This window comes from Metabacillus schmidteae (assembly GCF_903166545.1).
GTDB lineage: Bacteria > Bacillota > Bacilli > Bacillales > Bacillaceae > Metabacillus > Metabacillus schmidteae.
In genome coordinates this window covers 757,617-782,187 of the sequence record NZ_CAESCH010000001.1, presented here as the reverse complement: position 1 = coordinate 782,187, position 24,571 = coordinate 757,617, and the positions used below count along the sequence as shown (strand labels likewise).

The following is a 24,571-nucleotide window of genomic DNA, read 5'->3' as shown; positions in this document are numbered from 1 at the left end:
TAGAGGCTATTTTTGTCCTGATTGCTTGGGATATGGATAAGTTTTTTCTTAAAAATAAGCTGAAAGGGTGATTTCAATGCATTGCGGAAGCAAAGGATGGTATGTAAACGAACTGAAAAAGCTTGGTGTTCGCCGTCATGAAGAGAGAAAACTCGAAAGCTATAAAAAACATTTTTTAGCTAATCTACTTGAAAAACATTCCAAGTAAAATGATTGAAGAGGGTGACTCAAAAGGTCGTTAAATGACGACTTTTTGAGCACCTTCTTCTTATTTGTTTTTGAAAAGAACCAAATAGTGGGATTTTTTATAAAAAGGGGTATTCCTCCCTCCTTATTGGTATCTATTTTCCTCACTTTCTTTATTTTCCTTTATCGCTTTATGCATTTTTTTACAGTTATGTGCAACGCAAAGAAGCCCCCATTCAATCGTATTTTTTTGGAGACCACGCATTGAAAAGCGTCTGAACTGTTGATTGTGTTTTAGCTGTCCAAATACACTTTCCACATCACATTTTCGTTGACTATATAATTTTCGACCTTTTTCACTCTGAAGACGTTCACGAATTTCTTTTCGTTGTCTTTGATTTTCTAGAGATATTGTAATTGTTTTTTGATCTTTCCCTTTCGCACAAGTTATTTGGAATGGGCAGCCGGTACATTCAAAACAAGAATACCTTCTTTTAATTGAAACATATTCATTATCTGATGTTCTTGTGGTTTCATACTGGAATATAAGGCGTTGCTTGTTTGCGCAAATAAATTCATCTAGCTCCTCATCGTACTCCATATTTTCTACTCGATCGATTTTCTTTTTCCAGCTTCTTTTTTGTTCTTGATCAAACGTATTGTATTTTATATACGCAATTCGTCTTTCTCTTTCGAGAAAATCATAGTTTTCCTCACTACCATAACCAGAATCGGCAACTATTTTTTCTGGTTTCACTCCGTGCTCTTCCAAGTGTTTGAGGTGAGGGATTAAGCAACCTGGATCACCTGCTCTTTGATGAAGTGAGAAGCCCGTAATAAACTGACCTTCTGTTCCTGTTTGTACATTATATCCTGGTTTTAACTGTCCATTTCGCATATGATCTTCCTTCATTCTCATAAAGGTCGCATCAGTATCCGTTTTGGAGAAACTGTTTCTTCCCTTGAATAGGTGGGTTTGTTCTTCATATTTCAGTTTGCGAGGAAGATAATCCTTTTTTAATAATCGAACAGCTTTTTTTGCCTCTTTATCTTTGGGTTCTGTTTCTAAATGATTTTCTAACTTTTTTATGCTTTGTTCAATCTGTTCCGAAGTAATCGGTGTTTCTTTCAATTTTTCTTCCAGCCCCATGGAAGGGGCGGACTTTTCCTCTACTTCAAGGATATGCTCAATTTGTGAAGCAAGTTGACGATATTTGTCATCTAAACTTTTTTCGTATTTCTCTGTCGCTTTTCTCCAAACAAAAGTATACTGGTTAGCATTTGCTTCTATCTTAGTCCCATCTACAAAATAGTTCTCTAGCTTTACTAATCCTTTTTCACGCAGTAACTCTACAATTGAAAAGAAGACTTGATAGATAATGTCTCTCATTCGCTCGGATCGGAACCGATTGATCGTACGAAAATCAGGAGTTTGACTACCACTTAACCACATAAAGTAGATATTTTCTGTTAGTAACTTTTCCATTTGTCTTCCTGAGTAAACTTTTTGTGTATACGCATAAATGATGACTTTAAGTAACATTTTCGGATGATATGATGGGCGTCCACCACCTTTGTAGGGTTGAACCAACAAAGTATCGTCTAGCTTTTCTACAGCTTCATGAACAATGGTAGATAAATGATTTTGAGGGATGAGGATTTCAAGGTCTAATGGAAGAACTAACTGATTCATGTTATAATTAACGAAAGAGATATGATCATATTTCATAAAAAATCGTTCCTTTCTTGGATAATTTGGTGTGGTAACTTAATTATACAAAATGGGACGATTTTTTTGTTGTTTAATTATTCTTAAAAAAGACTGTTTCCGTAGGAGTGTTGCTTCTATGAATACAATTTTAGATCGATAGTGGAATGGAGCGTAAGACACTTGACTCCTGCGGGAAGTGAGGAAAGGCTGAGACCCCACAGCCGAAGGCGAGGAGGCTCAGCTTCCTCCCCGCGGAAAGCAAGTGTCTGGAGCGCAATGGAACGTCCCGGTTTTCACGTTTGTCTTAGTTAAAAGATCAAAGTATGAAAAAAGGCTAACCCAAGGTCTAAAATCTAGACTTTTGGGTCAGCCTCTTTTTAATATGGACATTTTTGATAAAAATAATTTGGCTTTACCACCTTGTTTTTATAGCTTTGATGAAAAATATGGGTAGTCGCCGGTGAGACAGGAGGGATTAACCATGTCCAATCACCAGTAAGCTCTCTACTGCTTGTTCGCTCATTTTGTTCAAACAGCTTGAATTGTTGTGCAGCTGTATGATGATCAACAATACTAACTCCTGCTGTTTTAAATGAGTGCAAAACAGCTACATTTAATTCTACTAATGCTCTGTCTTTCCAAAGTGTTGCATGTGTTCTTTTATCTAAATTCATGATCGAAGCTACCTTAGGTAACAAATTATATCGAAAAGTATCAGCTAGATTTCTTGCGCCAATTTCTGTTTCCATATACCAGCCATTAAAAGGTGCAGCCGAGTACAAAATCCCTCCTATTTCCAACACCATATCGGAGATAATTGGAACTCCATACCATTTAACATGTAAATCATTAAACCCTTCTATATCCGGATGAGTAATAGGTATTTCTAAAATATATTCTTTTTCTAGAGAAAACAATTTTGGATTATGATCATTTCGTTGAATGATTAATGGTAAAATGTCAAAATGGGTGCCTTCCCCTCTCCAACCTAGCTTTTCACATTCTCTTGTTAAATCAATAGAGGCTGGATCTCCAATTATTCCATGCTCCGTTTCATAACCTGCATAACGAATTAGCTGATGGTTCCAAATTCGTAAACAATCCTTCTTTCCACGTGAAGGCTTAAAGATTGTAATCGTCGGTCTGATTTTGCCTGAGTTTGTAGCAAAAGTGATATGATGCCGTAATGCTTTCAAAACTTCGTCTTCCTTTTCTGCTTTTCGTTCATCGAAAACGGTTAAGGAGTTCCAAAATAGTCTTCCGATGCATTTATTGCTATTTCGCCAAGCAATTTTAGCACCATGCTCCAGTTCTTCAAAGGTGTGGTCATAATATCCTGTTTCAGCAATCTGCATTTTTACATCCTGTAATCTCGTTTCTAACTCAGCATTTGGTTTTCCAAGCTCTTGATAGACGATTTCTAGAAATTCAATTGCCTCTCGTTCTAGTTGTTCTGTGTTTGTAACCAATTCGGACACCTCTTATAATCTTTCTGCTTTTGTCCTCTACATATATTTTTTACGTACAATTGTCATGCTCATTTTTTATATTTAAGATCCCAGAGTTGCTTTAACACTGGCATTTCTTCCATTTCTTCGTCTGAAACATGATCCCATTCTATCCCATTTGGCTTTTCGTATGATGAATTCGTCTTTGTTATTCCTTTCTCTGTTGCAATCCAATCAACAGTTAAATCATATGTATCTCTTGGGATATCTTCATCGACTAGTTGTGTGCTATGAATGGACGTCACAATCGGAATGGGTGGATTTCCAAGTTCTCGTACAATGGCATACTCCCGGTCTGCGTAGCCCTCTCCTTTGCCAAGTCTCCTTCCATCAGGATGGATTGCCACAGATCCAACGACCATTAAATCGATCGGAGGAATTTCGGTTAGTGGTAGTTCCTTTCCATAAGACTTTATATGACTTAAGCTTGCGGCTTTTCTTTCCTCACCTTGCGGCACCCATTCCGGTTTTACCATAATAAAACCCGCCTTCAAACGTGGAGTCGGGACAAGTAACACTTTTCCATCAATAAGGATTTGTTTTCTTAATGGAAGCTGTGGAGCATCCGGGTTTACTTTTACAACCTTTGCTTCTTTATATGTAGGTAATGAAGCAATATGTGCTGCTGCGATTTCTGCTCCTTTGAAGTTAGGAATTCGGTTCACTAACGGAAATGGGAACCGTCCATTCTTCTCGTCTGTGAGCTGTTTCCACACTTTATGTCTTATTTCATCCTTTGTTATCATTGGAATACTCCTATTCTAATGTTTATATCTAGCTCAATCTATTTTTATTATATAATTGCTATATTTAGTTAAAAGACGTCTTTATTATTCTAAAAAGAACCTAAAACAATTACAATAATTGCCTTAGGCCCTCTACTACCTATTGATTCTGCTCAATTTCTTCAACAAGAAGTGATAATTCTTCCCATCGTTCCATCGTTTCTTCTAATTTCTTTTCAACCTGCTCTTGTTCCTTATATAACTCTGTTACTTTTCCTATATCACTTCCAGCAGCTGCGATTTCCTGTTCAAGCTGCGCATTCCGTTCTTCCAGAGTAGCAATTTTGTCTTCAATTTGTTCCCATTCCTGTTGCTCTTTATAAGAAAGGCGCTTTTTCTTTTCTTTTTTATACACCGTTTTCTCTGAGGATTGGGTCTCTTTTTCCTTCATCATATCTTGAAGCTTTTTCTCTTCCATATATTCTGAATAGCTTCCTTGGAACCTTGCGATATTTCCACCATTTTCAAATGCTATTAAGTGATCCACAACTCGGTCTAGAAAATAGCGATCATGCGATACAGTTAACACAACCCCTGGAAACTGATCTAAATAATCCTCTAATACACTTAATGTTTGTGTGTCTAAATCATTTGTCGGCTCATCCAGGAAAAGAACATTCGGTTCTTCCATTAACACCTTTAATAAGTATAGCCTTCTTCTTTCACCACCAGAAAGCTTGCGAATGTACGTCCACTGAGCTGATCGTGGAAAAAGAAATCGTTCCAGCATTTGTTCAGCCGTGATAACCTGATTATCAACCGTATAAACAACCTCTGCTGTTTCTTTAATGTACTCCACAACGCGGAGATTTTCATCCATTTCTTCCTGTTCCTGTGTATAAAAACCAATTTTAACCGTTGTCCCAACATCCACTGTTCCCTCATCCGGTTTAATTCGTCCTGCCATTATGTTTAAAAGTGTGGACTTTCCTGTTCCATTAGGACCTATGATTCCAAGTCTTTCACCCTGGTTTACCAAGTAGTTGAAGTCATTAATTAATTCCCTGCCATCATATGATTTTGAAATATGCTCAAGTTCCAGCACCTTTTTCCCTAAGCGGGTTGAACCAATGGCAAAGTCTAAATCCTGCTTTGCTGCAGGTCCTTTTTGTTCCTGTAACTCTTCAACTCTGCCGATACGTGCCTTTTGCTTTGTTGTTCTAGCTTTTGCTCCTCTTCGAAGCCAAGCTAGTTCACGTCTTAATAAGTTTTGTCTTTTTTCTTCAGCTTGTTCGGCATTCAGTTCTCTTTCCGCCTTCTTTTCTAAAAATACTTCATAATTTCCTGAGTACGTGTAAAGCTGACCTTGATCTAATTCAAAGATTTGGTTTGTTACCCGGTTTAAAAAATACCTATCATGTGTTATTAGCACAATCGAACCCTTGTATTGAGCTAAAAAACCTTCCAGCCATTCTATCGTTTCATTATCAAGATGGTTTGTCGGTTCATCTAAAATCAAAATGTCAGCTGGCTGTATAAGTGCTTTTGCGATCGCTACACGTTTCTTCTGTCCACCTGATAAATATGTGACAGGCTTTTGAAAATCTGTAATCCCTAATTTTGTCAAAACCGTTTTAGCAACAGTATTAGCCTCCCAGGCATCATGCTGATCCATCTTTTGCTGCATATTCATAAGATGCTTTAGCTTCGTTTCATTTTCCGGATCCTTCTCCAACTCACTTAACGCAAGTTCGTACTCTCTCATAACCTGCATGATTGGCGCATCTCCAAAATAAATTTGTTCGAGGATTGACAAGCCTTCTGTTAGTTCAGGCTGCTGTGGCAGATACTCAATGCGAATTGAATTTGAATGAGTAATATCTCCCGAATCAGCTGACTCAAGCCCCGCAATCACCCTTAATAATGTAGATTTGCCAGTACCATTAACACCGATTAAACCAATTCGTTGTTTTTCTGCAATTGTAAAAGAAATATGATCAAATAAAACCTTCTCACCATATGTTTTATATAAATTTTCTACCTGCAATATACTCATATTATCCAGTCCTTCACAGTTTTATCTCTGTATAGAATAACAGGTAGTTTGTAATTAGAAAAGTGGAAGCGGCTGTTTGGTCATTGTGCGCAAAATAGATATTCAATTGGTAAATTTTTCTCAATTTATGATTGCATTCCTCCCAACAAACATATACTATATTAACTGTACTAACATTATTAATACAGTTAAGACAAAGGGGGTTGCAAATGTTCCAGCTTGATGTAAGAAGCCGAAAACCTATATACGAGCAGTTAGTCGACAAGATTAAGGAGCTTATTATTCACCGCATCCTTAAGCCGGATGAACAATTACCCTCGGTTAGGGTGCTATCGAGTCAATTAACAGTTAACCCAAACACCATTCAAAGAGCTTATCGGGAACTTGAAAATCAAGGATATCTGTATTCCATTAAAGGGAAAGGAAATTTTGTTGCGGCAATTGAACTAATGACAAACGATCAAAAGTTACTAGACCTTAAAATAGACATCCAAAAACTTATCGCAGAAGCAATTTATTTAGGTTTAACAAAAGAGGATCTATATGTCTTATTTGATGAAGCACATCAACAAACAAAGGGAGGAAAGAGCGATGATTAGAGTGCAATCCATAAGCAAAACGTACAACAAACAATTAGCTGTAAATGATCTAACACTCCAAGTAAAAAAAGGCTCAATTTACGGCTTACTCGGATCAAACGGTGCAGGTAAAACCTCACTCTTAAAGATGATCGCAGGCATTAATCGGCCTGATAAAGGGACGATCGAGATAAACGAACGACCTGCTTATGAAAATTTAGCTGTAAAAGAAAAAACAGTTTTTATCCCTGATGTTCTTTATTTCTTTCCTCAAGCAACTGTTGCACAGATGGCTGCACAATATGAAGAATATTATCCAGATTGGAATAAAGAACGGTTTGAGCACCTAAAATCTGCCTTTAATATTGATTTAAGTCGGAAAGTTCACCGACTGTCAAAAGGAATGAAGCGACAAGTCGCATTTTGGCTGGCATTATCTGCAATGCCTGATGTTCTTATCCTTGATGAGCCTATCGACGGCCTGGATCCGGTTATGAGACAGAAAGTAAAAAACTTACTGTTTCAAGATGTAGCCGAGAGAGAACTAACTGTCATCATTTCATCTCATAATTTACGGGAAATTGAAGATTTATGCGATCATGTCGGCATCATGCATAATGGCAAAATCATCATTGAAAAGGAAATTGATGATATAAAATCTGATACTCACAAAATACAATTAGCCTTAGCCGATCCAACCCATGAAGAGCATATATTAAATCAATTAACGATTTTACATCATGAAAAACGTGGAAGTGTTTCTCTATTAATCGTTCGAGGCAATGAAGAGAAAATCAACAAAATTATCCAATCATCCACTGTTCTCATCTATGATTTATTACCATTAACATTGGAAGAAATATTTATTTATGAAATGGAGGATGTAGGCTATGAAATCGAAAAAGTCCTTCTTTAAACGCGCAGTGATTAAACAAGATTTTAGACAGCATGGCTGGATAAGTATCGTCTACTTTCTCGGATTAGTATTCACTGTTCCTTTAGGGCTTCTACAGCTCGCTTCACAAGAATTTATTATATTTGCAGATTACGATACGTATCTAAAAATCAATACCGAGATTCAAGTATTTCTCTATTTTTCAATCCCGGTTGCAGCTGCACTATTACTTTTCCGCTATATCCAAAGTGAATCTTCTGTTGATATGATCCACAGCTTGCCAATAAGGAGAGAAACCTTATACGTTAGCCATATTATTAGCGGTCTATTATTATTAATTGTTCCAATCATCCTAACTGCCATTATTACATTTTTCGTCACAAATTCTATTGATGGTTTTGCTGGCATCCTAACGATCTCTGATTTATTAACCTGGACAGGTTTAAGTATCTTATTAACATGCATGATGTTTGCCTTTCCTGTAGCTGTTGGCTTTATAACCGGAATGACAACAGCACAAGCAATCCTGACATATGTATTTTTATTTTTGCCACTTGGCATGGTTGCACTTGTTTCATATAATCTTTCTTATTTGCTTTTTGGTTTTACACCTATTTTTATTGAAGATAAGTTAATGTATTTATCCCCTTTTGTACGCTTTATTGAAAACTGGGGAGAAAGTGATCCATACACAATGCTGGAATTAATTATCTATATAGGCATAACCATTCTTTCATTGGTATTAGGATTAATCTTCTATCGTTATAGACAACTTGAAAGAGCAACAGAAGTCCTTGCATTCTCATTTATGAAGCCAATCTTTAAGTATGGTGTCACCTTTTGTGCAATGATTCTAGGTGGATCTTATTTTTCAGCATCAGGATCATTGAACTGGAGTTGGATCATATTCGGCTATATTACCGGAGCCTTAATTGGATACACGGCAGCAGAAATGATTCTGCAAAAAACATGGCGTATTCTTAATCTTCGTTTCTTCACAGGTATTGCTATCTATAGCGTTGTGTTTATAGCCATCCTTTTTAGTATTAAAACAGATCTATTCAATTATGAAACAAAGCTTCCTAGAATGGATCAGATCGAAAAGGTTTACTTCGGTGAGTCCTACCACCTTCAAGAATTAACGAATAACAATGTGAATCCATATTCTGATTCCAAGCTTTATATACAAGATATACGTAATCTTCATGAGGAAATAATTCAACAAAGAGATTTTGTTGAGGAACAAAAAGATGCTCAAATACAAAAGCATTCGGCAGTATTTGTTTACCAATTAAATAATGGTAAAGAATTAAAACGTGAATATTTAATTCCTGTAGATGCCCTTCAGGAAAAGCTTAAACCAGTATTAGAAGCAAAGGACTATAAAGTCAATTTACCTGAGTTTTCACAGATTCAGAGGGAAGATGTTATTAATATACAGATTGTCCCTTATGGACCAAGTCATCAGTATAATCCGGTAACAATTACAGATGAAAAAGAAATTTCTGATTTTAGGAAAGCAATTGAGGCGGACATTCTTTCACAATCGTTGGAAGACATTGTTGGAACAACTGCTCCATGGGCTTACATTGAAATAGGATACAAACAAGACAATAGTGATACACCTCATATGTATGAAGGTTATTCAGTAAATTGGAAGAAATCCTTTACTTCTACTACAAAATGGTTAGAGGACCATGGTTATTTAGAAAATACGCGTATAGATGAGACCGATATTACGAATGCAGAAGTGACATATGTTCCAACCAATCCCCAAGAGGATATTTATATGCCAGAAGTAATTTATGAACGTGGTCAGAAACATGTGACAATAACAGAAAAAGAAACACTTTCTACAATCATTTATCATTTCTCAGAGTACTCTGAAGAAAATGTGTACTATGTGAAACTTACATTAACTGACGGAAATGTATGGTACGGATCTATCCCAACTGAATATGTACCAGAAGATGCAAAAAATCAGATTCAGTAATCATTAAGGACAGCTCCCCAAAATGTGAGGGCTGTCCTTTTTTTACTTAATTATTTCTTATTAACTTGTTTGCCGCTTTTCTTCTGACTTTGGTGCTGACTATTCCCTACTTGTACATCAGACCCAAACTCAACATCATTTTTTGCTTTCTGCTTTGCTAATTGCTGACTCGTTTGCTCTGCGTTCTGTTTCCCTTGCTTGGACATCATTCATCCTCCTTATTACATTCATTATGGTCACTTTATATGTTGTACACTTTTAATATTTTTACACACAGAAAAAGGGTTAACCCTGATGGTCAACCCCTTCTTTAATTTTGTCATGAAGCTTGATCTTTATCGCCTTTGTATTCAGTTTCCCAATAGTCTGCATTTTTAATTCCTAATGCTCTTGGATCAAAGACAGGGTCCTTCCCTTCCTTCTTCTGGCGCTCGTAATCTTTTAGTGCCAGTAAAGCCGGCTTAGCTAAAATTAAGATTGCAATAACATTTAGCCACACCATAATTCCTAATCCAACATCCCCTAAAGCCCAAGCTAAGCTTGCAGTTTTAACAGCGCCATAGAATGTTGCAGCTAATAAGATAAACTTAAGAATCAACATAGGAATTTTATTGTTTTTTCCACGAAGCAGGTAAGCAATATTTGTTTCAGCAATATAGTAATACGCCATAATTGTTGTAAATGCAAAGAAGAATAATGCAATGGCTACAAATCCAGCTCCAAAACCTGGAAGTACATTATCAATCGCTGCTTGTGTATATCCCGGACCAGCTTCAACACCTTCTAAATTATTCACAATAAATGTACCATCAGGTGCCTGTGTATTATATAAACCTGTGAAAAGAATCATAAATGCTGTTGCCGAACAAACAAATAATGTATCAATATATACAGAGAAAGCTTGAACTAAACCTTGCTTAGCAGGGTGTGAAACTTCCGCTGCTGCCGCCATATGAGGACCGGTACCTTGACCTGCCTCGTTAGAGTAAATTCCACGCTTTACTCCCCAGGAAATTGCCATACCGATTAAACCGCCAAAAGCGGAATCTAAAGCAAATGCACTGCGGAAAATAAGAGAAATAACTGCAGGTAACTCTGTAATATTCATTAAAATGATAACAAGTGATAAAGCTATATACCCTAATGCCATGAACGGCACAATAAGCTGTGCTGTTGTAGCAATACGTTTAACCCCACCGAAAATAATAATTGCTAATAATAAAATAACGACTAAACCAGTTGCTGCTTTTGGAATCCCAAATGCATTTTCCATACCTACAGCAATGGAATTAGCTTGAACCCCAGGCATTAAAATAGCCATCGCAATTAATGCTGCAAATGCAAAGAGAACAGCAAACCATTTCCACCCAATACCCTTTTCAATAAAGTAGGCTGGACCACCGCGATATTGCCCGTCTTGTTTAACCTTATAAATTTGTGCAAGAGTTGACTCAATGAATGCACTTGAAGCACCTATAAACGCAATTGCCCACATCCAAAATACAGCTCCAGGCCCACCAAATGCAATTGCCGTAGCAACCCCGGCGATGTTCCCTGTACCCACACGTCCGGAAAGCGCCATCGCTAATGCTTGGAATGAAGAAACCCCAGCTTCAGAGCTCTTCCCCTGGAACATAAGCGTTACCATTTCCTTAATATGCCTTACTTGCAGGAAGCGAGTTAAAATCGAAAACAACAAACCTACACCCAGTAAAATATAAATAACTGGTGTACTCCATAATACCCCATTCAACGCTGTAACAAATTCCTCCAAAAGCACAACCCCCTTTTTGAAAATACAGAATTTTCTTTCTAAGGAGATTATAATCAAATTGTCCAGAGAAAACAATACAAATGTCAGGGGATCTCACAATTTAATTTTATTGTAAAAAAATAAATTAGCTGTTCTAAAAAATAAAACAAATGTTTAATTTACCCGCTGAAACTTTATGGAATAATCAGTCATGATAACTGATGTACATGTGTTTTTTAACGCGGTGAAGTCTTTCATTGTATTGATTGTATAAACTCTTTACGGAAATCTTTGCTGATTTGCTTTTATGACAATAATAGATTGTGCAAGGAATGCTCACAATGAAGGACATGAACATGAATGCTCTTAGCAAAAACTAAACTATTAGTGATGTGCCTTGAAATAGTGATACTGTTTCTACTATGTTATATTATTATCACTAATACTGGGGACCACCGTGCCCCTATGTCGAACCGCAGAATGTTTATCTGCGATTTTTCGAGGTTTAGCTTTGATTACCAGCATTTTAGCTTCGATTTCTTTTTAGAGTTTAGCTCCGATTATGAGGATTTATCTACGATTAGACATTTTTCGACAAATTATAAGTACAAAAAAGAAGACTATATCTCTATAATCTTCTTAATTAACAGCTTGATGTTGAGCCTGTAATTCGTAATAGAATCCTTGTTTCTCTAGTAATTCATCATGTGTTCCTTTTTCAATAATCTCTCCATCTTTTAAGACAATAATTTGATCAGCATTTTGGATCGTATTTAAACGGTGTGCAATCACAAACGTTGTTCTTCCTTTCATTAACCTGGAGAGAGCTTCTTGAATACGCAATTCTGTTATTGTATCTATACTGCTCGTTGCTTCGTCTAACAAGAGAATCTTAGGATTGGCAAGCATTGCTCTTGCAATAGCTAATAATTGCTTCTGCCCATGACTTATTCCATTGCCTTCATGTTGGATTTGTGTATGATATCCATTTGGAAGCTTTTGAATAAACTTATCTGCATTCGCCAGCTTTGCCGCTTCGATAATTTCTTCGTCTGTCGCATCCAACCGTCCATAACGAATATTATCCATGACTGTTCCTTGAAAAAGAAATGTATCTTGTAAAACAAATGCCATCTGTCTACGTAATGTACTTCGTCCAATTTCGTCAATATTTATTCCATCAACGACTATCCTTCCATCATCGGGGTCATAAAAACGAGTAAGAAGGTTAATTAACGTTGTTTTTCCAGCTCCTGTTGGACCCACTAAGGCAATTACTTCACCAGGTGAAGCATGAAGAAAAACATGATTGATTGTTTGTTGATTTTCTCCCTCTTCATAGGAAAATGATACATTTTCAAAAATGACCTCACCTTGAATATCTAAAGAATCATCCTTCGATTGATCATCCTTTTCTTGTGTCTCTTCTAAAATATCAAAAACCCTTTCAGCTCCTGCAATAGCAGATAACAATGTATTAAATTGATTGGCAAGATCGTTTAGTGGACGGGTAAATTGTCTTGCATATTCTGCAAATATGACAATCACTCCAATTGTAATCATGCCATTTAAAGCAAACAAACCACCAATGCCCGCAATAACAGCGAAACTTAGGTTATTTAACATATTCATGACTTTTGGAATAAACCCTGAAATGGTTTGAGCCCAGAAACCTGAATTTTTTAATTGCTCGCCTTTAACAATAAATTCTTGTATGACCCGATCTTCCTGTGAATAAGCCTTAACCATTTTTTGGCCTGATATGACTTCTTCAATATATCCATTTAGTTCCCCTACATTTTGTTGCTGATATTTAAATAATCGCCCCGTCCGTTTCGTTATCCATTTCATACCCAAAACCATCAAAGGAATAATGAATAAAGTAATAGCTGTAAGCATCGGACTTAACAGTACCATGACTGTGACCGTACCTACGAGAGTTAGAAGACTGGAGAAAATTTGAATAACTGAGCTGTTCAATGTTGAACTAACATTTTCAATATCATTTGTTACCCTGCTCATCAATTCACCGTGCTGTTTCTTATCAAAAAAAGAAATCGGTAAGCGATGAAGATGTTGAAATAAGTCTGCCCTCATTTCATTCACCGTAAATTGAGATATTCCAATCATCCAAAAATTTTGTAAAAATAAAGAAAGTGAATGAAAGACAAAAACTAGAATCATCCATACTAGTAAAATACCAAGACCATCGGTATCCTTTGATACAATATATTCGTCAATTGCTGTCCCAATTAAATATGGACCTAATAAGGCCAAGGCAGAACTAACCAGAACCATGAACAGCACAAGAAGAAACTGTCCCTTCTTTTCAGATAAATATCTCCAGAGTTTTATAATTGTACTAAATCCTTCTTTTAGTCCAACTGTTTGCTTTCGTTTGCCGGTAACATTATTTTCTAGCTCCAGCCTTTTATATTTGAACGGTCTAGTTAGCTGCTTCAACATTCATCATCTCTCCTTTCATCTGTGATTGAGAGATTTTTTGATAGAGTGGTGAATTTTTCAATAGATCTTGATGAGTACCTTCTGCAACTAACTTCCCATCATCTACTAACAGAATTTTATCCGCTTGTTTTGCTGTACTAATTTTTTGAGTGATCAACATTGTCGTACAAGAGTAGCTTTGCAGGGCATTTAATAGTTTTCTTTCTGTTTTCACATCAAGTGCACTTGTACTATCATCCAATAGAAGAACTTTCGGTTTTCGTACTAATGCTCTCGCGACTGACAAACGCTGCTTTTGCCCACCGGAGAGGTTAACTCCTTTTTGCCCAATCTTTGTTTTATATTTTTTCGGGAGCTTTTCTATTGTTTCATGTATTTGGGCTGCTTTCGCTGCTTCCATGATTTGTGCATTTGTTGCAAGGTTATTTCCCCAAGCAATATTATTTTCTATTTCACCGGAAAAAAGAACGGCTTCCTGTGGAACAAGACCAATTTGATTTCGTAAAAATTCGATATCAAACCCATTAATTGGATGATCATCTATATAAATCCTGCCTGAATTCAATTCATAAAGCCTTGGAATGAGCTGAAAAAGAGTAGATTTTCCTGATCCGGTTCCTCCCATAACAGCTATTGTTTCACCTGCCTGGACGGTAAATGAAATATCTTTAAGCACGGTTTTATTGGTTCCCGGATAAGAAAACGTCACATTTTCAAACGTTATTTTCCCACCAGAAATCCCTGACACATCACCCTCATCCTTCACTTCTTCCTCTATATCCAGTACTTCTAATATCCTTGAAGCAGATGCACGTGATCTTGATAAAAACATAATAATGAAGGAAAACATTGATAAGGCGGATGTGACTCTAAGTCCATAATTGACAATGGCAACTACTTCACCTACCTGAACATCACCTCCAGCAACTTGTGCTTGACCTATCCACAGGATGAACAATATGCCAACATTCATAATTAATAATAAAACAGGCATCGATGTTTCAATCATTCGTAATGCAGTAACTGTATTATCCTTTAATGATGTTGACGCTTCTTTAAAACGACCTATCTCGTAATCTCTTCGAACATAAGCCTTAATCAATCTCATACCAATTAAATTTTCACGTAATACATCATTTACTTGATCTAACTTTGATTGAACGTTATGAAACAATTTACTCCCTTTCTTCATAATCCAAACAAGTATGGCAATGACAAGTGGAATAATTAATGCAAAAATGATAGCGATTTTGACATTCACAAAAAATGACATGATGACAGAACCAATAATAAGTAGAGGTGCTCTTAACATAATTCGCAGACCCATAAATAATGTATTTTGAAGCTGTGTAATATCATTTGTCATTCGTGTAACAAGAGAAGCTGCGGGGAACTTACTTAATTTTTCAAAGGTAAAGGATTGTACTCTCACAAAAATCTGTTTTCTCAAATCAAATCCAAACCCCTGGCTAACATGTGCGGCATAGAAAGAGTTAATCATCCCTGAGGCAAAAGCAACAAGCGATAACCCAATCATGATTCCACCCCAAACCATGACCACACCCATATCCTCTTGTAAAATTCCCTCATCAATAATTTTCGCCATTAATAATGGATGTAGAAGTTCGACAGTGAGTTCTATCAGCATCAATGTTAATGCAATGATGATAGATATTCGATATGGTTTTAGAATTGACCGTAATTTTATCATACTGTATCTATCCTCCAGGTTTCCATAGTTAACGAAAGGGCTTTCAAAATTGACGCTATGTACTCAATTACTAAGGTGATTTTTACTATCACCTTGAGAAGAGCTATAAAAGTAGTTTATCAATAATTATGACAAATGCCGAGTGGAATGCATCATCAATTTTATGTTTTAATTTGTTTAAGTATTAAAAAATTCATAAGGAAGATGATAATCATCAATAATAAAAATTAGAACAATAAAAATCCATTTTATTTTAATGAGGTTTATGATGAATCCTTCCATGCAAGATATTATGAAAGCTCAAGAGAAAATTTCTACATTACGGTGGTATTACTGGAAAAACGAAATTGTTTTTAGCCTTCAGTGGTGGTTTATACTCATATTTCTTTTCATCCTTTTGCTCGTCTGGCTTCGACTACTCGACCACAGCAGGATCTTCCCTATTCTTTTATATGGACTAATTACCTTTAACATCGCCAGCCTTCTTGATACTCTCGGAGGAGAGCTGCAACTTTGGGAATATCCAAAAATGGTATTACCATGGGGCCCGAGGATCATATGCATTGATTTAATGATTTCCATTTTCTTTATGCTCCTTTATCAATACTTTGTAAAATGGTCTTCATTTCTTATTGCTGCTGTCTGTTTAGCAGCCATATTCGCTTTTGTTTTCGAACCGGCAGCTATATATATGGGGATTTACTTTCCATTAAGTTGGTCAAACCTATATTCATTTCCTATCTATATCCTGTTATCTTCTTTTATTAAAGTCATAGTTGATAAAATTTGCAAATTAAGAACAGAAAGCTAAATACATGTATTTCACCTTTTTCCCGAAACTATATATTTTTTCACTTGAATTTTTTCCAACTGATGACAATAATATGAATATTAGATCTATTTCGCACATCGAAACAATTTTACAAAAGGGAGAAAAAATCCATGTCAACCGCATCCATTCAAAAAAAACCTGCTTCCTATCAACAAGAAACAGGTACTGTTTACAACATTCTATTCATTATTGGTCTCTGTCATCTTTTAAATGACAGTATTCAGTCAGTTATCCCTGCTATGTTTCCAATTCTGGAAGAATCAATGGGACTTACGTTTACACAACTTGGACTCATTGCTTTTGCCTTGAATATGGTCTCATCTGTCATGCAACCTGTCGTTGGTCTCTACACTGATAAAAAGCCGATGCCTTATGCCTTGCCAATCGGATTAACAAGCAGCATGTTGGGCGTGTTGGGCTTAGCCTTTGCTCCATCATTCTTAACGATTCTTTTATCCGTTATTTTTATTGGGTTAGGATCTGCGATATTCCATCCGGAAGGCTCTCGGGTTGCCTATTTGGCTGCAGGGAATCGAAGAGGATTAGCTCAATCGATTTACCAAGTTGGCGGAAATAGCGGGCAGGCACTTGCTCCATTAATTACAGCGTTAATACTTGTTCCTCTCGGTCAATTTGGAGCGATTTGGTTTACTGTTGTTGCTGCTCTGGCAGTTGGATTTTTATTTTATATTGCAAACTGGTATTCTCGTAAATTAAAAGTGATTGAAGCTATGAAAAAAACAAAAGTAAATAAGAATACCGGTAAAAAAGGATTATCAAAGTCAATCAGAAATGCATTAATTATTATTATCTTTTTGATTTTTGCCCGTTCATGGTATGTCAGTGCTATATCCAATTTTTATGCGTTCTTTGCGATAAATAAATACGAATTGACGATTGCCAGTTCCCAAATTTATATTTTTACTTTTTTACTGATGGGTGCTGTCGGAACGTTTCTTGGGGGGCCGTTAGCTGATCGTTTTGGAAAACGTACAGTGATCCTTATTTCCTTGCTTGCAACAGCCCCGCTTTCCATACTACTCCCCTTTGTAGGATCAACTTTATCAATTATTATTCTTGCACTAATTGGAATCATTTTGATGTCCAGCTTTTCAGTTACAGTGGTATATGCGCAAGAACTGGTGCCCGGTAAGATTGGAACAATGTCAGGCTTAACAGTAGGTTTAGCTTTCGGCATGGGAGCAATCGGTTCAGTTGCACTTGGTGCATTAATCGATTGGATCGGATTAACTACAACCATGATCGGAGTTGCTTTATTACCATTACTTGGAATACTAGCATTTCTACTACCTACAGATCATAAATTAACTGAGTGGCAACAAGCAAACTAACAAACAGTTCCAAAAAAGGACACTTTCCATAAAATATGGAAAGTGTCCTTTTTAAATTTGAAAATAGTAGTTTTACTTACATAAATTACCAGAACTTTTAATCTATTTGTAACCTACGAGACATATTTCTGTGTTATAACTAGATAGATGAGAAAGGGGTTGCTTTATGCGAGCTTTGAAACAAACCATTGCCACAATCGGAATACTTCTATTATCCTTACCTATTACATATGTGGCAAAAGCAGAATCAACAAATGACACGTTAAATCGTGCGAATGAACAGCTAGAGCAGAATCAACAAACCATTCTTCAAAAGGAAAAAGAACAGCAAGCAGTAAATGAAGAAGTGAATACCATTCAACAAAATGTACAAGCTCTTGATCAGGAAATTTCAAGCAGTGAACAGAGCCTAGCCACTGTTGAAACAAAAATAACCGATATCCAAAAATTGATCGAACAAAAGAAAGAAGAAATTGTTCTTCTCCAGGACAAGGTATATGCTCGGGAAGACATTATGGAGAAGCGTTTAGTCGCTCTTCAGCATAGTGATCGTACATCAATCGTTATTGATACTCTTGTTAATTCAGAAAGCATCGGTAACTTCTTTGAACGTGTTGGAGCAGTTGCAACAATATTAGATGCTGATCAAAATATTGTCGAACAACAACAAGCAGATATTCAGCAAATTGAAGAAGAAAAAAAAGAAATTGATAAACAGGAACAACTTCTCGTTTCCCAACAGGCTGAATTAGAAACAAAAAGAGCAGAACTTGAACAAAAGCGCGTACAAAGAAATCAGGCACTTGTTGCCTTACAAGGAAAATATCAATCACTATCAAAGGAAATTACTCTAGCAGAAAAAGAAAAATCAACAATTCAATCTAAAATAAGTACGATACAAAGTCAGATTAAAAAGGAAGAAGAAGCTGCAAAAGCAAGAGCAGTTGAATTGGCTAAAGCTAAAAAAGCAAAGGAAGAAGCTGTGGTACAACAAACAGTTGCTCCTCCACCCTCAACTTCCAAAGCTAAAAGCCAGACAAGTAACAGTAAAAAAGACACTGACACTTCTTCTAAATCCGGAAAAGAATTATATGTATCAGCGACTGCATATAGTCACGAAGATACAAAAAGTGATTTGACTTATCTCGGTTATAATATTAAAAAGAATCCAAATATGAAGCTTATCGCTGTTGATCCGGGCGTCATTCCTCTTGGCTCAAAGGTTTGGGTAGAAGGATACGGTGTTGCCATTGCAGGTGATACAGGTGGAGCTATTATTGGACATAAAATAGATGTTTTAATGCCTTCAAGTTCAAAAGCACTCCAATGGGGACGAAAAACAGTTAAAATTATTATATTGGACTAACTTTAAGTTAGTGCAACGAAGGGATAGATAAACCAGAATTCATTCTGGCTTATCTATCCTTTTGTTTATAAATAAACCTCCATCAGCTTAATGATTTAAGATAAATGCCATAAAAGATTTATCCTCTTTAAAATTCCAATCAATAAAAATATCCCTAACATTAACTTTAAAAATTTCTTCGAATTTACCATCTCGATGGAAGTAGCTTTTCTCTAATTCATCCTTTGTTATTCTCAATTCATCTGCAAAGCCCTTTTGGATAAGAGATTTCTCAATAGGGATTAAAATTCCCATTCTTTCAATTAAATAAACCGATTTAGATAATGGATATACCCGTATTTGATTTGGAACTTTTTCTACTAGAAGACTAATCCTGGCTACTTCCGATTCCAACTGCTTCAGATTTACCTTCTCTTCCGGGTTACACTCAATACCAACAGGTTCATCTAGTACAAACATGATCATTCCTGAATTGTTTGGAAAATTCCAATCATGATAATAGTCATCCACATCTCGATCCAATGATATCTCTACTACTCCTTTTAATTCCTCAATGACATGTTTAATAATAACTGTTCTAGCTTTATCAACCTGATTTCTATGTCCTTGCCCAATGAGCACTTCCTCCATAGGTGATATGAACCCTCTAATATAAACAACAAGATACCGGTCACATAAGGTGGATTGACATAATTTTGGACCTTTTCCAAAATTTTTTCTTAGGACTTTACTTGTGAAGCTGCTAATTGAATTTAATATTTCTTGATTCATTCATCTCACCTTTTTTCCTTATGATACAGTCTTAGTATATTTTATATTTATGCTATTATTTCTTTTATGATCATATGTAAATAGACTAGTCGATACTTCATTTTAAGTTGATGAGATATAGGAATGAAATCAAGCTTTCCTTGTAGTATTTCCAACTCCTTCATTATATTGCAAAGAAACTCGATAATTGAAACGACCAAATCTATTAATAGCTGTTTTTCTATTATGACATCATTTAATAACAACATGCTCTGCTCCAATAAATTATACAGATCGGAAATATTATTTTTTATTTCAATGATGTGTTTTTCTTCCTTACTATTATGATGTTGAAAGATTTCAATTATTTCTTTTAGTAGATCACAAATTTCACTTAACTTAACAGGTGTCATTTTAGTTAACACCTTTAATGACTGTGAATATTCATAACTTTGTTCCATTGCTTCACCACCCTTAGTGAACCCCCATTTAATTCCCCAAACATAAAAAGCCAAAATAGCAAAAAGAAAACGGTCTTTTTGCTATTTTGGCTTATGTTTAGCTATCTATTCTAAAGCATTACTACCAAGATCATTTAAATGTCTTCAAAAAGCTATAGTTATTTTTTATAAATAAATCGTTTTATAGAAAAGATATAGCTTCTTTTCCCTTTATCATAATGATATAGAAAATCGATGTGATTGTAAATATGTGTTTTTTTAATGTAAATAGAAAAAGATATAACTTCTGTTATCTTTGTAATCCCAAAACAAAAATAAATCCTCGACTTTTGTTTCAAAGATTGAATCAAATTTTTCCTTTTGTTGAAAATAAGCATTTTTAATATCATTTGAATGTTCTTGTAATATCTCTAGATAGCCTTTCTTATATAAGATTTTCTCCATCTTTAATATTGTGCCTCGACTTTCAACAGCATATATGTTTTGATTAATTTTAATGACTTCCATACTTGTTGGTGCCTTATAAATTTCATAACTTATCAAATTTAGACCTTCAAAAAGCTTTTCTTTTAAAGCAGGTTGTATGGCTGTAGCTGCCCAATCCTTCGAAAGGCTATTTTCAAAGATCATCATTCCCGTGTTCCTGCTAAAGTTCCAATCCTCAAAATAGGAATCAAGTCTTATTCCCAGAGATTTTTCCACCTCTTTAGTGAATTCATCAACAACTTCCTCCATTACTGCAGATCGGAATTTATAGGCCAAATTTATGTAATCTTTCTTTAATAATACTTCTTCAGAAGGAGTGATATATTTTCGTATAAAAACTATTAATCTATTTGAGTGTAAAGTGACATAGCACATCTCAGGTCCTTTTCCAAACCTTCGTTTTAATATCTTACTTAAGGTACTACTAAGGAGAAGGAGGTCTTCCTGGTAGTAACTATTTGTATTTTTCATTCATGTTCCCCCTAAAAGTAGAGCATTTTCTATTAAAAACAAAAAGGCCTAACTTCAAAAATAGAAGTTAGGCCATGGAAAGACAGACTATTTTAAGAATAGGTTCTTCCATTTACCGTAAAAGGTTTTATTTATTTATATGTATTAATTGGGAATTGTATAGTCTTTATTATATTAACTAATAACAGCAAGAAATTAGTCTTATAAATAGTAACATTATTCTAAAGACTACGCAACAATTTACTTGCAGTTCTTATAGTTCGTATAGTTCTTTCATTCAGTGAAAACATAAGATTGTACTTATTAACATATTGAGGTGATGATATGGACAGTAGGAATCAACATTCAGAAGTAACTCCACATCAAGATGGGAAACAAGAATCCATTATTAATGATTCCTTATCAACGGCTGGTTCACAGGTAGGAATAACCCTAAATGCTGACCCTGAATTTAAACAGGAAAAGAACCCTTTTGATCAAGAGATTAAGCAGGATCCCTCGATGGCAGCATTTGAAAAAATCATGAGGGGTAAAAAAATGGAAGAGTAAAAGGAGGAACCTCTATGGGTGATTGGAATGAGCAAGCAGCACCAAATAATAATATGCCGGCAAATCGGTTACGTTCTCAAAATCTAAAATTAAACAAGCAAAATAAATTTAAAGGGAAATCCATGAAAAATACAACGAATACGATTGAATAGACTTTAGGACAGTCCTATTTTATCTGGACTGTCCCACATAACAAATTATAACTTCACTTCTGCTTCTCAATGAACTTATATATTTCTTGTTTCGTCGGAATAGCAGAGATTGCTCCTTTACCTGTTGTTGTAAGGGCACCACTTGCATTTGCGTAGGATAAGATATCATCATGCTCTTGTTTTAAAAGTGATTCCAAATTAGTAATTGTTGCATTTTTTTCTAGTAATTTATATAAGAATCCGCCAATAAATGCATCACCAGCACCAGTTGTATCCTGAACAGAAACCTTGTAACCTGTTGATGCAAAACTTTCTTCCTTTATATAAAGAGTAGCCCCTTCTGGACCTTTTGTAAAAATGACCGCTTTTACTTCACCAGTAAATAATGAATGTATTGCCTCTTTTTCATCCTTAATACCTGTAACAAACTCCAGCTCTTCATCAGATATCTTCACTAAATGAGCTTGAGGAAGAAATTCTCTAATCGTCGCTTGACACTCTTTTTCACTTTCCCATAATGGCAGTCGTACATTAGGGTCAAAGCTAATGATAGCTCCCTTTTCCTTTGCCGATTTTATCGCCTTTACATGTGCCTGTTTCATTGGACTTTCGACTAAGTCAACAGAACAAAAGTGAAGAATATCTCCTTCATGAAACCAGTTATCTTCTATCTCATCCTCAGATAGCAAAAGATCTGCTGAAGGGTTACGATAAAATGAAAAATCTCTCTCCCCATCTTCTTTGAGTGATACAAAGGCAAGAGCTGTATTCGCTTTTTTCGTTCTTACAACATGCTCTGTGTTGACACCCACATTGTTCAACGTATCAATTAAGAAATCACCAAACGCATCTTCACCCAGCTTTGTTATCATTGACGCTTGTCCACCTGCTTTCGCAACTGCTGCTGCAACATTTGCAGGTGCGCCACCCGGAGCCCGCTCAAACGAAACTACATCTTTTAGTGCAACTCCTTTTTGAGCCGGAATGAAATCAATTAAAACCTCTCCAATTGAATATAATCTTGACATTTCATCTTCACCTCAAATATATATGTATAAACTATTAATGTAAGTATACACAAACTTTCTTTCTCTATAAATAATAGGCAAATCATTAAAGGGACAGTTCCAAAAGCACAGTATATATGTACTTAATAGACTATCCCTTCTCCATAAATCTTTTTAAACTGGTACCGCAACAAAGAATTCATTATATATCGCTTGAACAGCAATCTTTTCTTGAGGCTCTTTTACTCCGAACATCATGCTAACCTCTGAAGAGCCTTGATTAATCATTTCAATATTTACCCCTGCATGTGCAAGAGCTTTTGCTGCACGAGCTGTTGTTCCAACATTGTGACGCATCCCTTCACCAACAACCATAATTAATACAAGATTGTGTTCGATGATCACTTCATCTGCATGCAGTTCCGTCATAATGCGATCTGTTATTTTCGCTTCAAGTGCTTCATCCATCTGATCTTGTCGTAAAATAACTGTTACATCATCAATACCGGATGGAACATGCTCGTATGTTAAACCGTAATCCTCTAAAATTTGTAACAGTCTGCGCCCAAACCCAATCTCTCGGTTCATTAAATATTTACTTACATAAATACTGCAAAAGCCTTTATCACTTGCAATCCCAATAACAGGTCCATTAGAATTTGACCTTTCATTTACGATTCTTGTACCTGGTGCTGAAGGGTTATTCGTGTTTTTCACATTAACAGGAATGCCTGCTCTAAATGCAGGGATTAAAGCTTCATCATGGAAAACCGAAAACCCGGCGTATGAAAGTTCACGCATTTCACGGTATGTTAGTTCGCTAATCTCCTTAGGATTTTGAACAAACGTTGGATTAACTGAATATACCGCATCAACATCTGTGAAGTTTTCATACAGGTCAGCCTTGATACCGTTAGCTAAAATTGATCCTGTAATATCTGACCCGCTTCTTGAGAATGTTAATACTTCACCTTTTTTGTTGTAACCGAAGAACCCTGGGAAAACAACAATTCCTTCTTTTTCACGAAGTTTATATAAATTTTCATACGATTCAGGTAGAACCTGAGCATTTCCCGGCTCATCTGATACAAGTAAACCTGCATCTTTTGGATTCACATACTCTGCATTAAGACCGCTATGCTGGAAGAAGGCTGCAATTAACTTTGCATTATTATCCTCCCCACTGGCTTTAACTGCATCAAGATAGCTTTCAGGCTTACTTTTGTCACCTGCTAATAATGTCTTTAAGTCATTTGAAATGGTTTCAATAATGTCATAAGGAATCGATAATTCCTTTACAATACTTGCATACCTTTCAATAATGGTATCAAATACTCCGTCAGCATTTTCATTTGCTAAATGTTTTTCCGCACATTCGATAAGTAAATCTGTTACCTTTATATCATCTGAATATCGCTTTCCCGGAGCAGATACAACAACCACTTTTCGAGTTGGGTCTGACACAACGATATTCAATACTTTTTTTAGTTGTTCACCTGAAGCTAAAGAGGAACCACCGAACTTTACAACTTTCATTTCCACATCTCCTACTATTTAAAATTT

At 35.8% G+C, this 24,571-nt stretch carries 22 protein-coding genes; 9 read left to right on the top strand and 13 right to left on the bottom strand.

What is annotated here, in order from left to right; all coding sequences use genetic code 11:
* Positions 1 to 76: 76 nt before the first annotated feature.
* Entirely contained in the window at positions 77 to 208 is a 132-nt protein-coding gene (locus tag HWV59_RS03740; RefSeq protein ID WP_102230971.1) for a YflJ family protein, read from the top strand.
* 123 nt (positions 209 to 331) lie between these two features.
* Here the strand turns inward: HWV59_RS03740 and HWV59_RS03735 are convergent, their stop codons facing one another.
* The 4 genes from HWV59_RS03735 to HWV59_RS03720 form a co-directional block, all read right to left on the bottom strand.
* Positions 332 to 1,915, bottom strand: coding sequence for an IS1182 family transposase (locus HWV59_RS03735; protein WP_175638096.1), 1,584 nt, complete (start codon positions 1,913 to 1,915; stop codon positions 332 to 334).
* A gap of 359 nt (positions 1,916 to 2,274) precedes the next feature.
* Entirely contained in the window at positions 2,275 to 3,366 is a 1,092-nt protein-coding gene (locus HWV59_RS03730) for a nitric oxide synthase oxygenase (RefSeq protein ID WP_175638095.1), read from the bottom strand.
* Between the two features lie 68 nt (positions 3,367 to 3,434).
* Positions 3,435 to 4,151, bottom strand: a complete 717-nt coding sequence (locus HWV59_RS03725; RefSeq protein ID WP_102230973.1) for a 5-formyltetrahydrofolate cyclo-ligase — start codon at positions 4,149 to 4,151, stop codon at positions 3,435 to 3,437.
* Between the two features lie 139 nt (positions 4,152 to 4,290).
* Entirely contained in the window at positions 4,291 to 6,186 is a 1,896-nt protein-coding gene (locus HWV59_RS03720; RefSeq protein ID WP_175638094.1) for an ABC-F family ATP-binding cassette domain-containing protein, read from the bottom strand.
* Between the two features lie 209 nt (positions 6,187 to 6,395).
* Between HWV59_RS03720 and HWV59_RS03715 the strand changes: the two genes are divergently transcribed.
* The 3 genes from HWV59_RS03715 to HWV59_RS03705 are packed head-to-tail and all read left to right on the top strand — an operon-like array spanning position 6,396 to position 9,652.
* Positions 6,396 to 6,785, top strand: coding sequence for a GntR family transcriptional regulator (locus tag HWV59_RS03715; RefSeq protein WP_175638093.1), 390 nt, complete (start codon positions 6,396 to 6,398; stop codon positions 6,783 to 6,785).
* On the top strand, positions 6,778 to 7,680 hold the full coding sequence (locus tag HWV59_RS03710) for an ABC transporter ATP-binding protein (protein ID WP_175638092.1): 903 nt from the start codon (positions 6,778 to 6,780) through the stop codon (positions 7,678 to 7,680). The genes HWV59_RS03715 and HWV59_RS03710 overlap by 8 nt, the downstream gene beginning before the upstream one ends.
* Positions 7,655 to 9,652 (top strand): ABC transporter permease subunit, encoded by a 1,998-nt coding sequence (locus tag HWV59_RS03705; protein ID WP_175638091.1) that lies wholly within the window; start codon positions 7,655 to 7,657, stop codon positions 9,650 to 9,652. The genes HWV59_RS03710 and HWV59_RS03705 overlap by 26 nt, the downstream gene beginning before the upstream one ends.
* 50 nt (positions 9,653 to 9,702) lie before the next feature.
* On the opposite strand, the gene HWV59_RS03700 is transcribed toward HWV59_RS03705, so the two are convergent.
* The 4 genes from HWV59_RS03700 to HWV59_RS03685 form a co-directional block, all read right to left on the bottom strand.
* Positions 9,703 to 9,858: a hypothetical protein gene (locus tag HWV59_RS03700; protein ID WP_175638090.1), complete on the bottom strand. Its 156-nt coding sequence runs from the start codon at positions 9,856 to 9,858 to the stop codon at positions 9,703 to 9,705.
* Between the two features lie 113 nt (positions 9,859 to 9,971).
* Positions 9,972 to 11,426 carry an alanine/glycine:cation symporter family protein gene (locus tag HWV59_RS03695; RefSeq protein ID WP_102230978.1) on the bottom strand — a complete coding sequence of 485 codons (1,455 nt, stop codon included), beginning with the start codon at positions 11,424 to 11,426 and terminating at the stop codon, positions 9,972 to 9,974.
* A gap of 618 nt (positions 11,427 to 12,044) precedes the next feature.
* The gene (locus HWV59_RS03690) at positions 12,045 to 13,871 is read right to left on the bottom strand and encodes an ABC transporter ATP-binding protein (RefSeq protein ID WP_175638089.1); all 1,827 of its coding nucleotides are present in this window, start codon (positions 13,869 to 13,871) and stop codon (positions 12,045 to 12,047) included.
* Positions 13,852 to 15,582, bottom strand: coding sequence for an ABC transporter ATP-binding protein (locus HWV59_RS03685; protein ID WP_175638088.1), 1,731 nt, complete (start codon positions 15,580 to 15,582; stop codon positions 13,852 to 13,854). Before HWV59_RS03685 ends, HWV59_RS03690 begins: the two co-directional genes overlap by 20 nt.
* A 268-nt stretch (positions 15,583 to 15,850) precedes the next feature.
* Here HWV59_RS03685 and HWV59_RS03680 point away from each other — a divergent pair, with 268 nt between their 5' ends.
* The 3 genes from HWV59_RS03680 (at position 15,851) to HWV59_RS27365 (ending at position 19,132) form a co-directional block, all read left to right on the top strand.
* Complete coding sequence (locus tag HWV59_RS03680; protein WP_102230981.1) at positions 15,851 to 16,393, top strand: CBO0543 family protein; 543 nt, start codon at positions 15,851 to 15,853, stop codon at positions 16,391 to 16,393.
* 131 nt (positions 16,394 to 16,524) lie between these two features.
* Positions 16,525 to 17,766: an MFS transporter gene (locus tag HWV59_RS03675; RefSeq protein WP_102230982.1), complete on the top strand. Its 1,242-nt coding sequence runs from the start codon at positions 16,525 to 16,527 to the stop codon at positions 17,764 to 17,766.
* Positions 17,767 to 17,932: 166 nt separating this feature from the next.
* Positions 17,933 to 19,132, top strand: a complete 1,200-nt coding sequence (locus tag HWV59_RS27365; RefSeq protein WP_102230983.1) for a 3D domain-containing protein — start codon at positions 17,933 to 17,935, stop codon at positions 19,130 to 19,132.
* Between the two features lie 87 nt (positions 19,133 to 19,219).
* On the opposite strand, the gene HWV59_RS03665 is transcribed toward HWV59_RS27365, so the two are convergent.
* The 3 genes from HWV59_RS03665 to HWV59_RS03655 form a co-directional block, all read right to left on the bottom strand.
* Complete coding sequence (locus HWV59_RS03665) at positions 19,220 to 19,903, bottom strand: Na-translocating system protein MpsC family protein (protein ID WP_175638087.1); 684 nt, start codon at positions 19,901 to 19,903, stop codon at positions 19,220 to 19,222.
* A 47-nt stretch (positions 19,904 to 19,950) separates the two neighbouring features.
* Complete coding sequence (locus HWV59_RS03660) at positions 19,951 to 20,343, bottom strand: hypothetical protein (RefSeq protein ID WP_102230985.1); 393 nt, start codon at positions 20,341 to 20,343, stop codon at positions 19,951 to 19,953.
* Between the two features lie 258 nt (positions 20,344 to 20,601).
* On the bottom strand, positions 20,602 to 21,300 hold the full coding sequence (locus HWV59_RS03655; protein ID WP_175638086.1) for a Na-translocating system protein MpsC family protein: 699 nt from the start codon (positions 21,298 to 21,300) through the stop codon (positions 20,602 to 20,604).
* Between the two features lie 324 nt (positions 21,301 to 21,624).
* On the opposite strand from HWV59_RS03655, the gene HWV59_RS03650 reads away from it, so the two are divergent.
* Both HWV59_RS03650 and HWV59_RS03645 read left to right on the top strand, forming a co-directional pair.
* The gene (locus tag HWV59_RS03650) at positions 21,625 to 21,849 is read left to right on the top strand and encodes a hypothetical protein (protein WP_102230987.1); all 225 of its coding nucleotides are present in this window, start codon (positions 21,625 to 21,627) and stop codon (positions 21,847 to 21,849) included.
* Positions 21,850 to 21,863: 14 nt separating this feature from the next.
* The gene (locus HWV59_RS03645) at positions 21,864 to 22,001 is read left to right on the top strand and encodes a hypothetical protein (RefSeq protein WP_175638085.1); all 138 of its coding nucleotides are present in this window, start codon (positions 21,864 to 21,866) and stop codon (positions 21,999 to 22,001) included.
* Between the two features lie 53 nt (positions 22,002 to 22,054).
* Here the strand turns inward: HWV59_RS03645 and HWV59_RS03640 are convergent, their stop codons facing one another.
* Entirely contained in the window at positions 22,055 to 23,029 is a 975-nt protein-coding gene (locus HWV59_RS03640; RefSeq protein WP_175638084.1) for a carbohydrate kinase family protein, read from the bottom strand.
* Positions 23,030 to 23,182: 153 nt separating this feature from the next.
* Entirely contained in the window at positions 23,183 to 24,544 is a 1,362-nt protein-coding gene (locus HWV59_RS03635) for an aspartate kinase (RefSeq protein WP_175638083.1), read from the bottom strand.
* Positions 24,545 to 24,571: the final 27 nt, after the last annotated feature.

What these genes read in the sequence shown, in the direction of transcription:
- HWV59_RS03725 (WP_102230973.1), bottom strand. Translation starts at nt 4,151, where the DNA reads ATGATAACAAAGGATGAAATAAGACATAAAGTGTGGAAACAGCTCACA.
- HWV59_RS03640 (WP_175638084.1), bottom strand. Translation starts at nt 23,029, where the DNA reads ATGTCAAGATTATATTCAATTGGAGAGGTTTTAATTGATTTCATTCCG.
- HWV59_RS03705 (WP_175638091.1), top strand. Translation starts at nt 7,655, where the DNA reads ATGAAATCGAAAAAGTCCTTCTTTAAACGCGCAGTGATTAAACAAGAT.
- HWV59_RS03690 (WP_175638089.1), bottom strand. Translation starts at nt 13,871, where the DNA reads ATGTTGAAGCAGCTAACTAGACCGTTCAAATATAAAAGGCTGGAGCTA.
- HWV59_RS03675 (WP_102230982.1), top strand. Translation starts at nt 16,525, where the DNA reads ATGTCAACCGCATCCATTCAAAAAAAACCTGCTTCCTATCAACAAGAA.
- HWV59_RS03735 (WP_175638096.1), bottom strand. Translation starts at nt 1,915, where the DNA reads ATGAAATATGATCATATCTCTTTCGTTAATTATAACATGAATCAGTTA.
- HWV59_RS03685 (WP_175638088.1), bottom strand. Translation starts at nt 15,582, where the DNA reads ATGATAAAATTACGGTCAATTCTAAAACCATATCGAATATCTATCATC.
- HWV59_RS03650 (WP_102230987.1), top strand. Translation starts at nt 21,625, where the DNA reads ATGGACAGTAGGAATCAACATTCAGAAGTAACTCCACATCAAGATGGG.
- HWV59_RS03700 (WP_175638090.1), bottom strand. Translation starts at nt 9,858, where the DNA reads ATGTCCAAGCAAGGGAAACAGAACGCAGAGCAAACGAGTCAGCAATTA.
- HWV59_RS03660 (WP_102230985.1), bottom strand. Translation starts at nt 20,343, where the DNA reads ATGGAACAAAGTTATGAATATTCACAGTCATTAAAGGTGTTAACTAAA.
- HWV59_RS03665 (WP_175638087.1), bottom strand. Translation starts at nt 19,903, where the DNA reads ATGAATCAAGAAATATTAAATTCAATTAGCAGCTTCACAAGTAAAGTC.
- HWV59_RS03740 (WP_102230971.1), top strand. Translation starts at nt 77, where the DNA reads ATGCATTGCGGAAGCAAAGGATGGTATGTAAACGAACTGAAAAAGCTT.
- HWV59_RS27365 (WP_102230983.1), top strand. Translation starts at nt 17,933, where the DNA reads ATGCGAGCTTTGAAACAAACCATTGCCACAATCGGAATACTTCTATTA.
- HWV59_RS03645 (WP_175638085.1), top strand. Translation starts at nt 21,864, where the DNA reads ATGGGTGATTGGAATGAGCAAGCAGCACCAAATAATAATATGCCGGCA.
- HWV59_RS03720 (WP_175638094.1), bottom strand. Translation starts at nt 6,186, where the DNA reads ATGAGTATATTGCAGGTAGAAAATTTATATAAAACATATGGTGAGAAG.
- HWV59_RS03635 (WP_175638083.1), bottom strand. Translation starts at nt 24,544, where the DNA reads ATGAAAGTTGTAAAGTTCGGTGGTTCCTCTTTAGCTTCAGGTGAACAA.
- HWV59_RS03655 (WP_175638086.1), bottom strand. Translation starts at nt 21,300, where the DNA reads ATGAAAAATACAAATAGTTACTACCAGGAAGACCTCCTTCTCCTTAGT.
- HWV59_RS03715 (WP_175638093.1), top strand. Translation starts at nt 6,396, where the DNA reads ATGTTCCAGCTTGATGTAAGAAGCCGAAAACCTATATACGAGCAGTTA.
- HWV59_RS03680 (WP_102230981.1), top strand. Translation starts at nt 15,851, where the DNA reads ATGAATCCTTCCATGCAAGATATTATGAAAGCTCAAGAGAAAATTTCT.
- HWV59_RS03710 (WP_175638092.1), top strand. Translation starts at nt 6,778, where the DNA reads ATGATTAGAGTGCAATCCATAAGCAAAACGTACAACAAACAATTAGCT.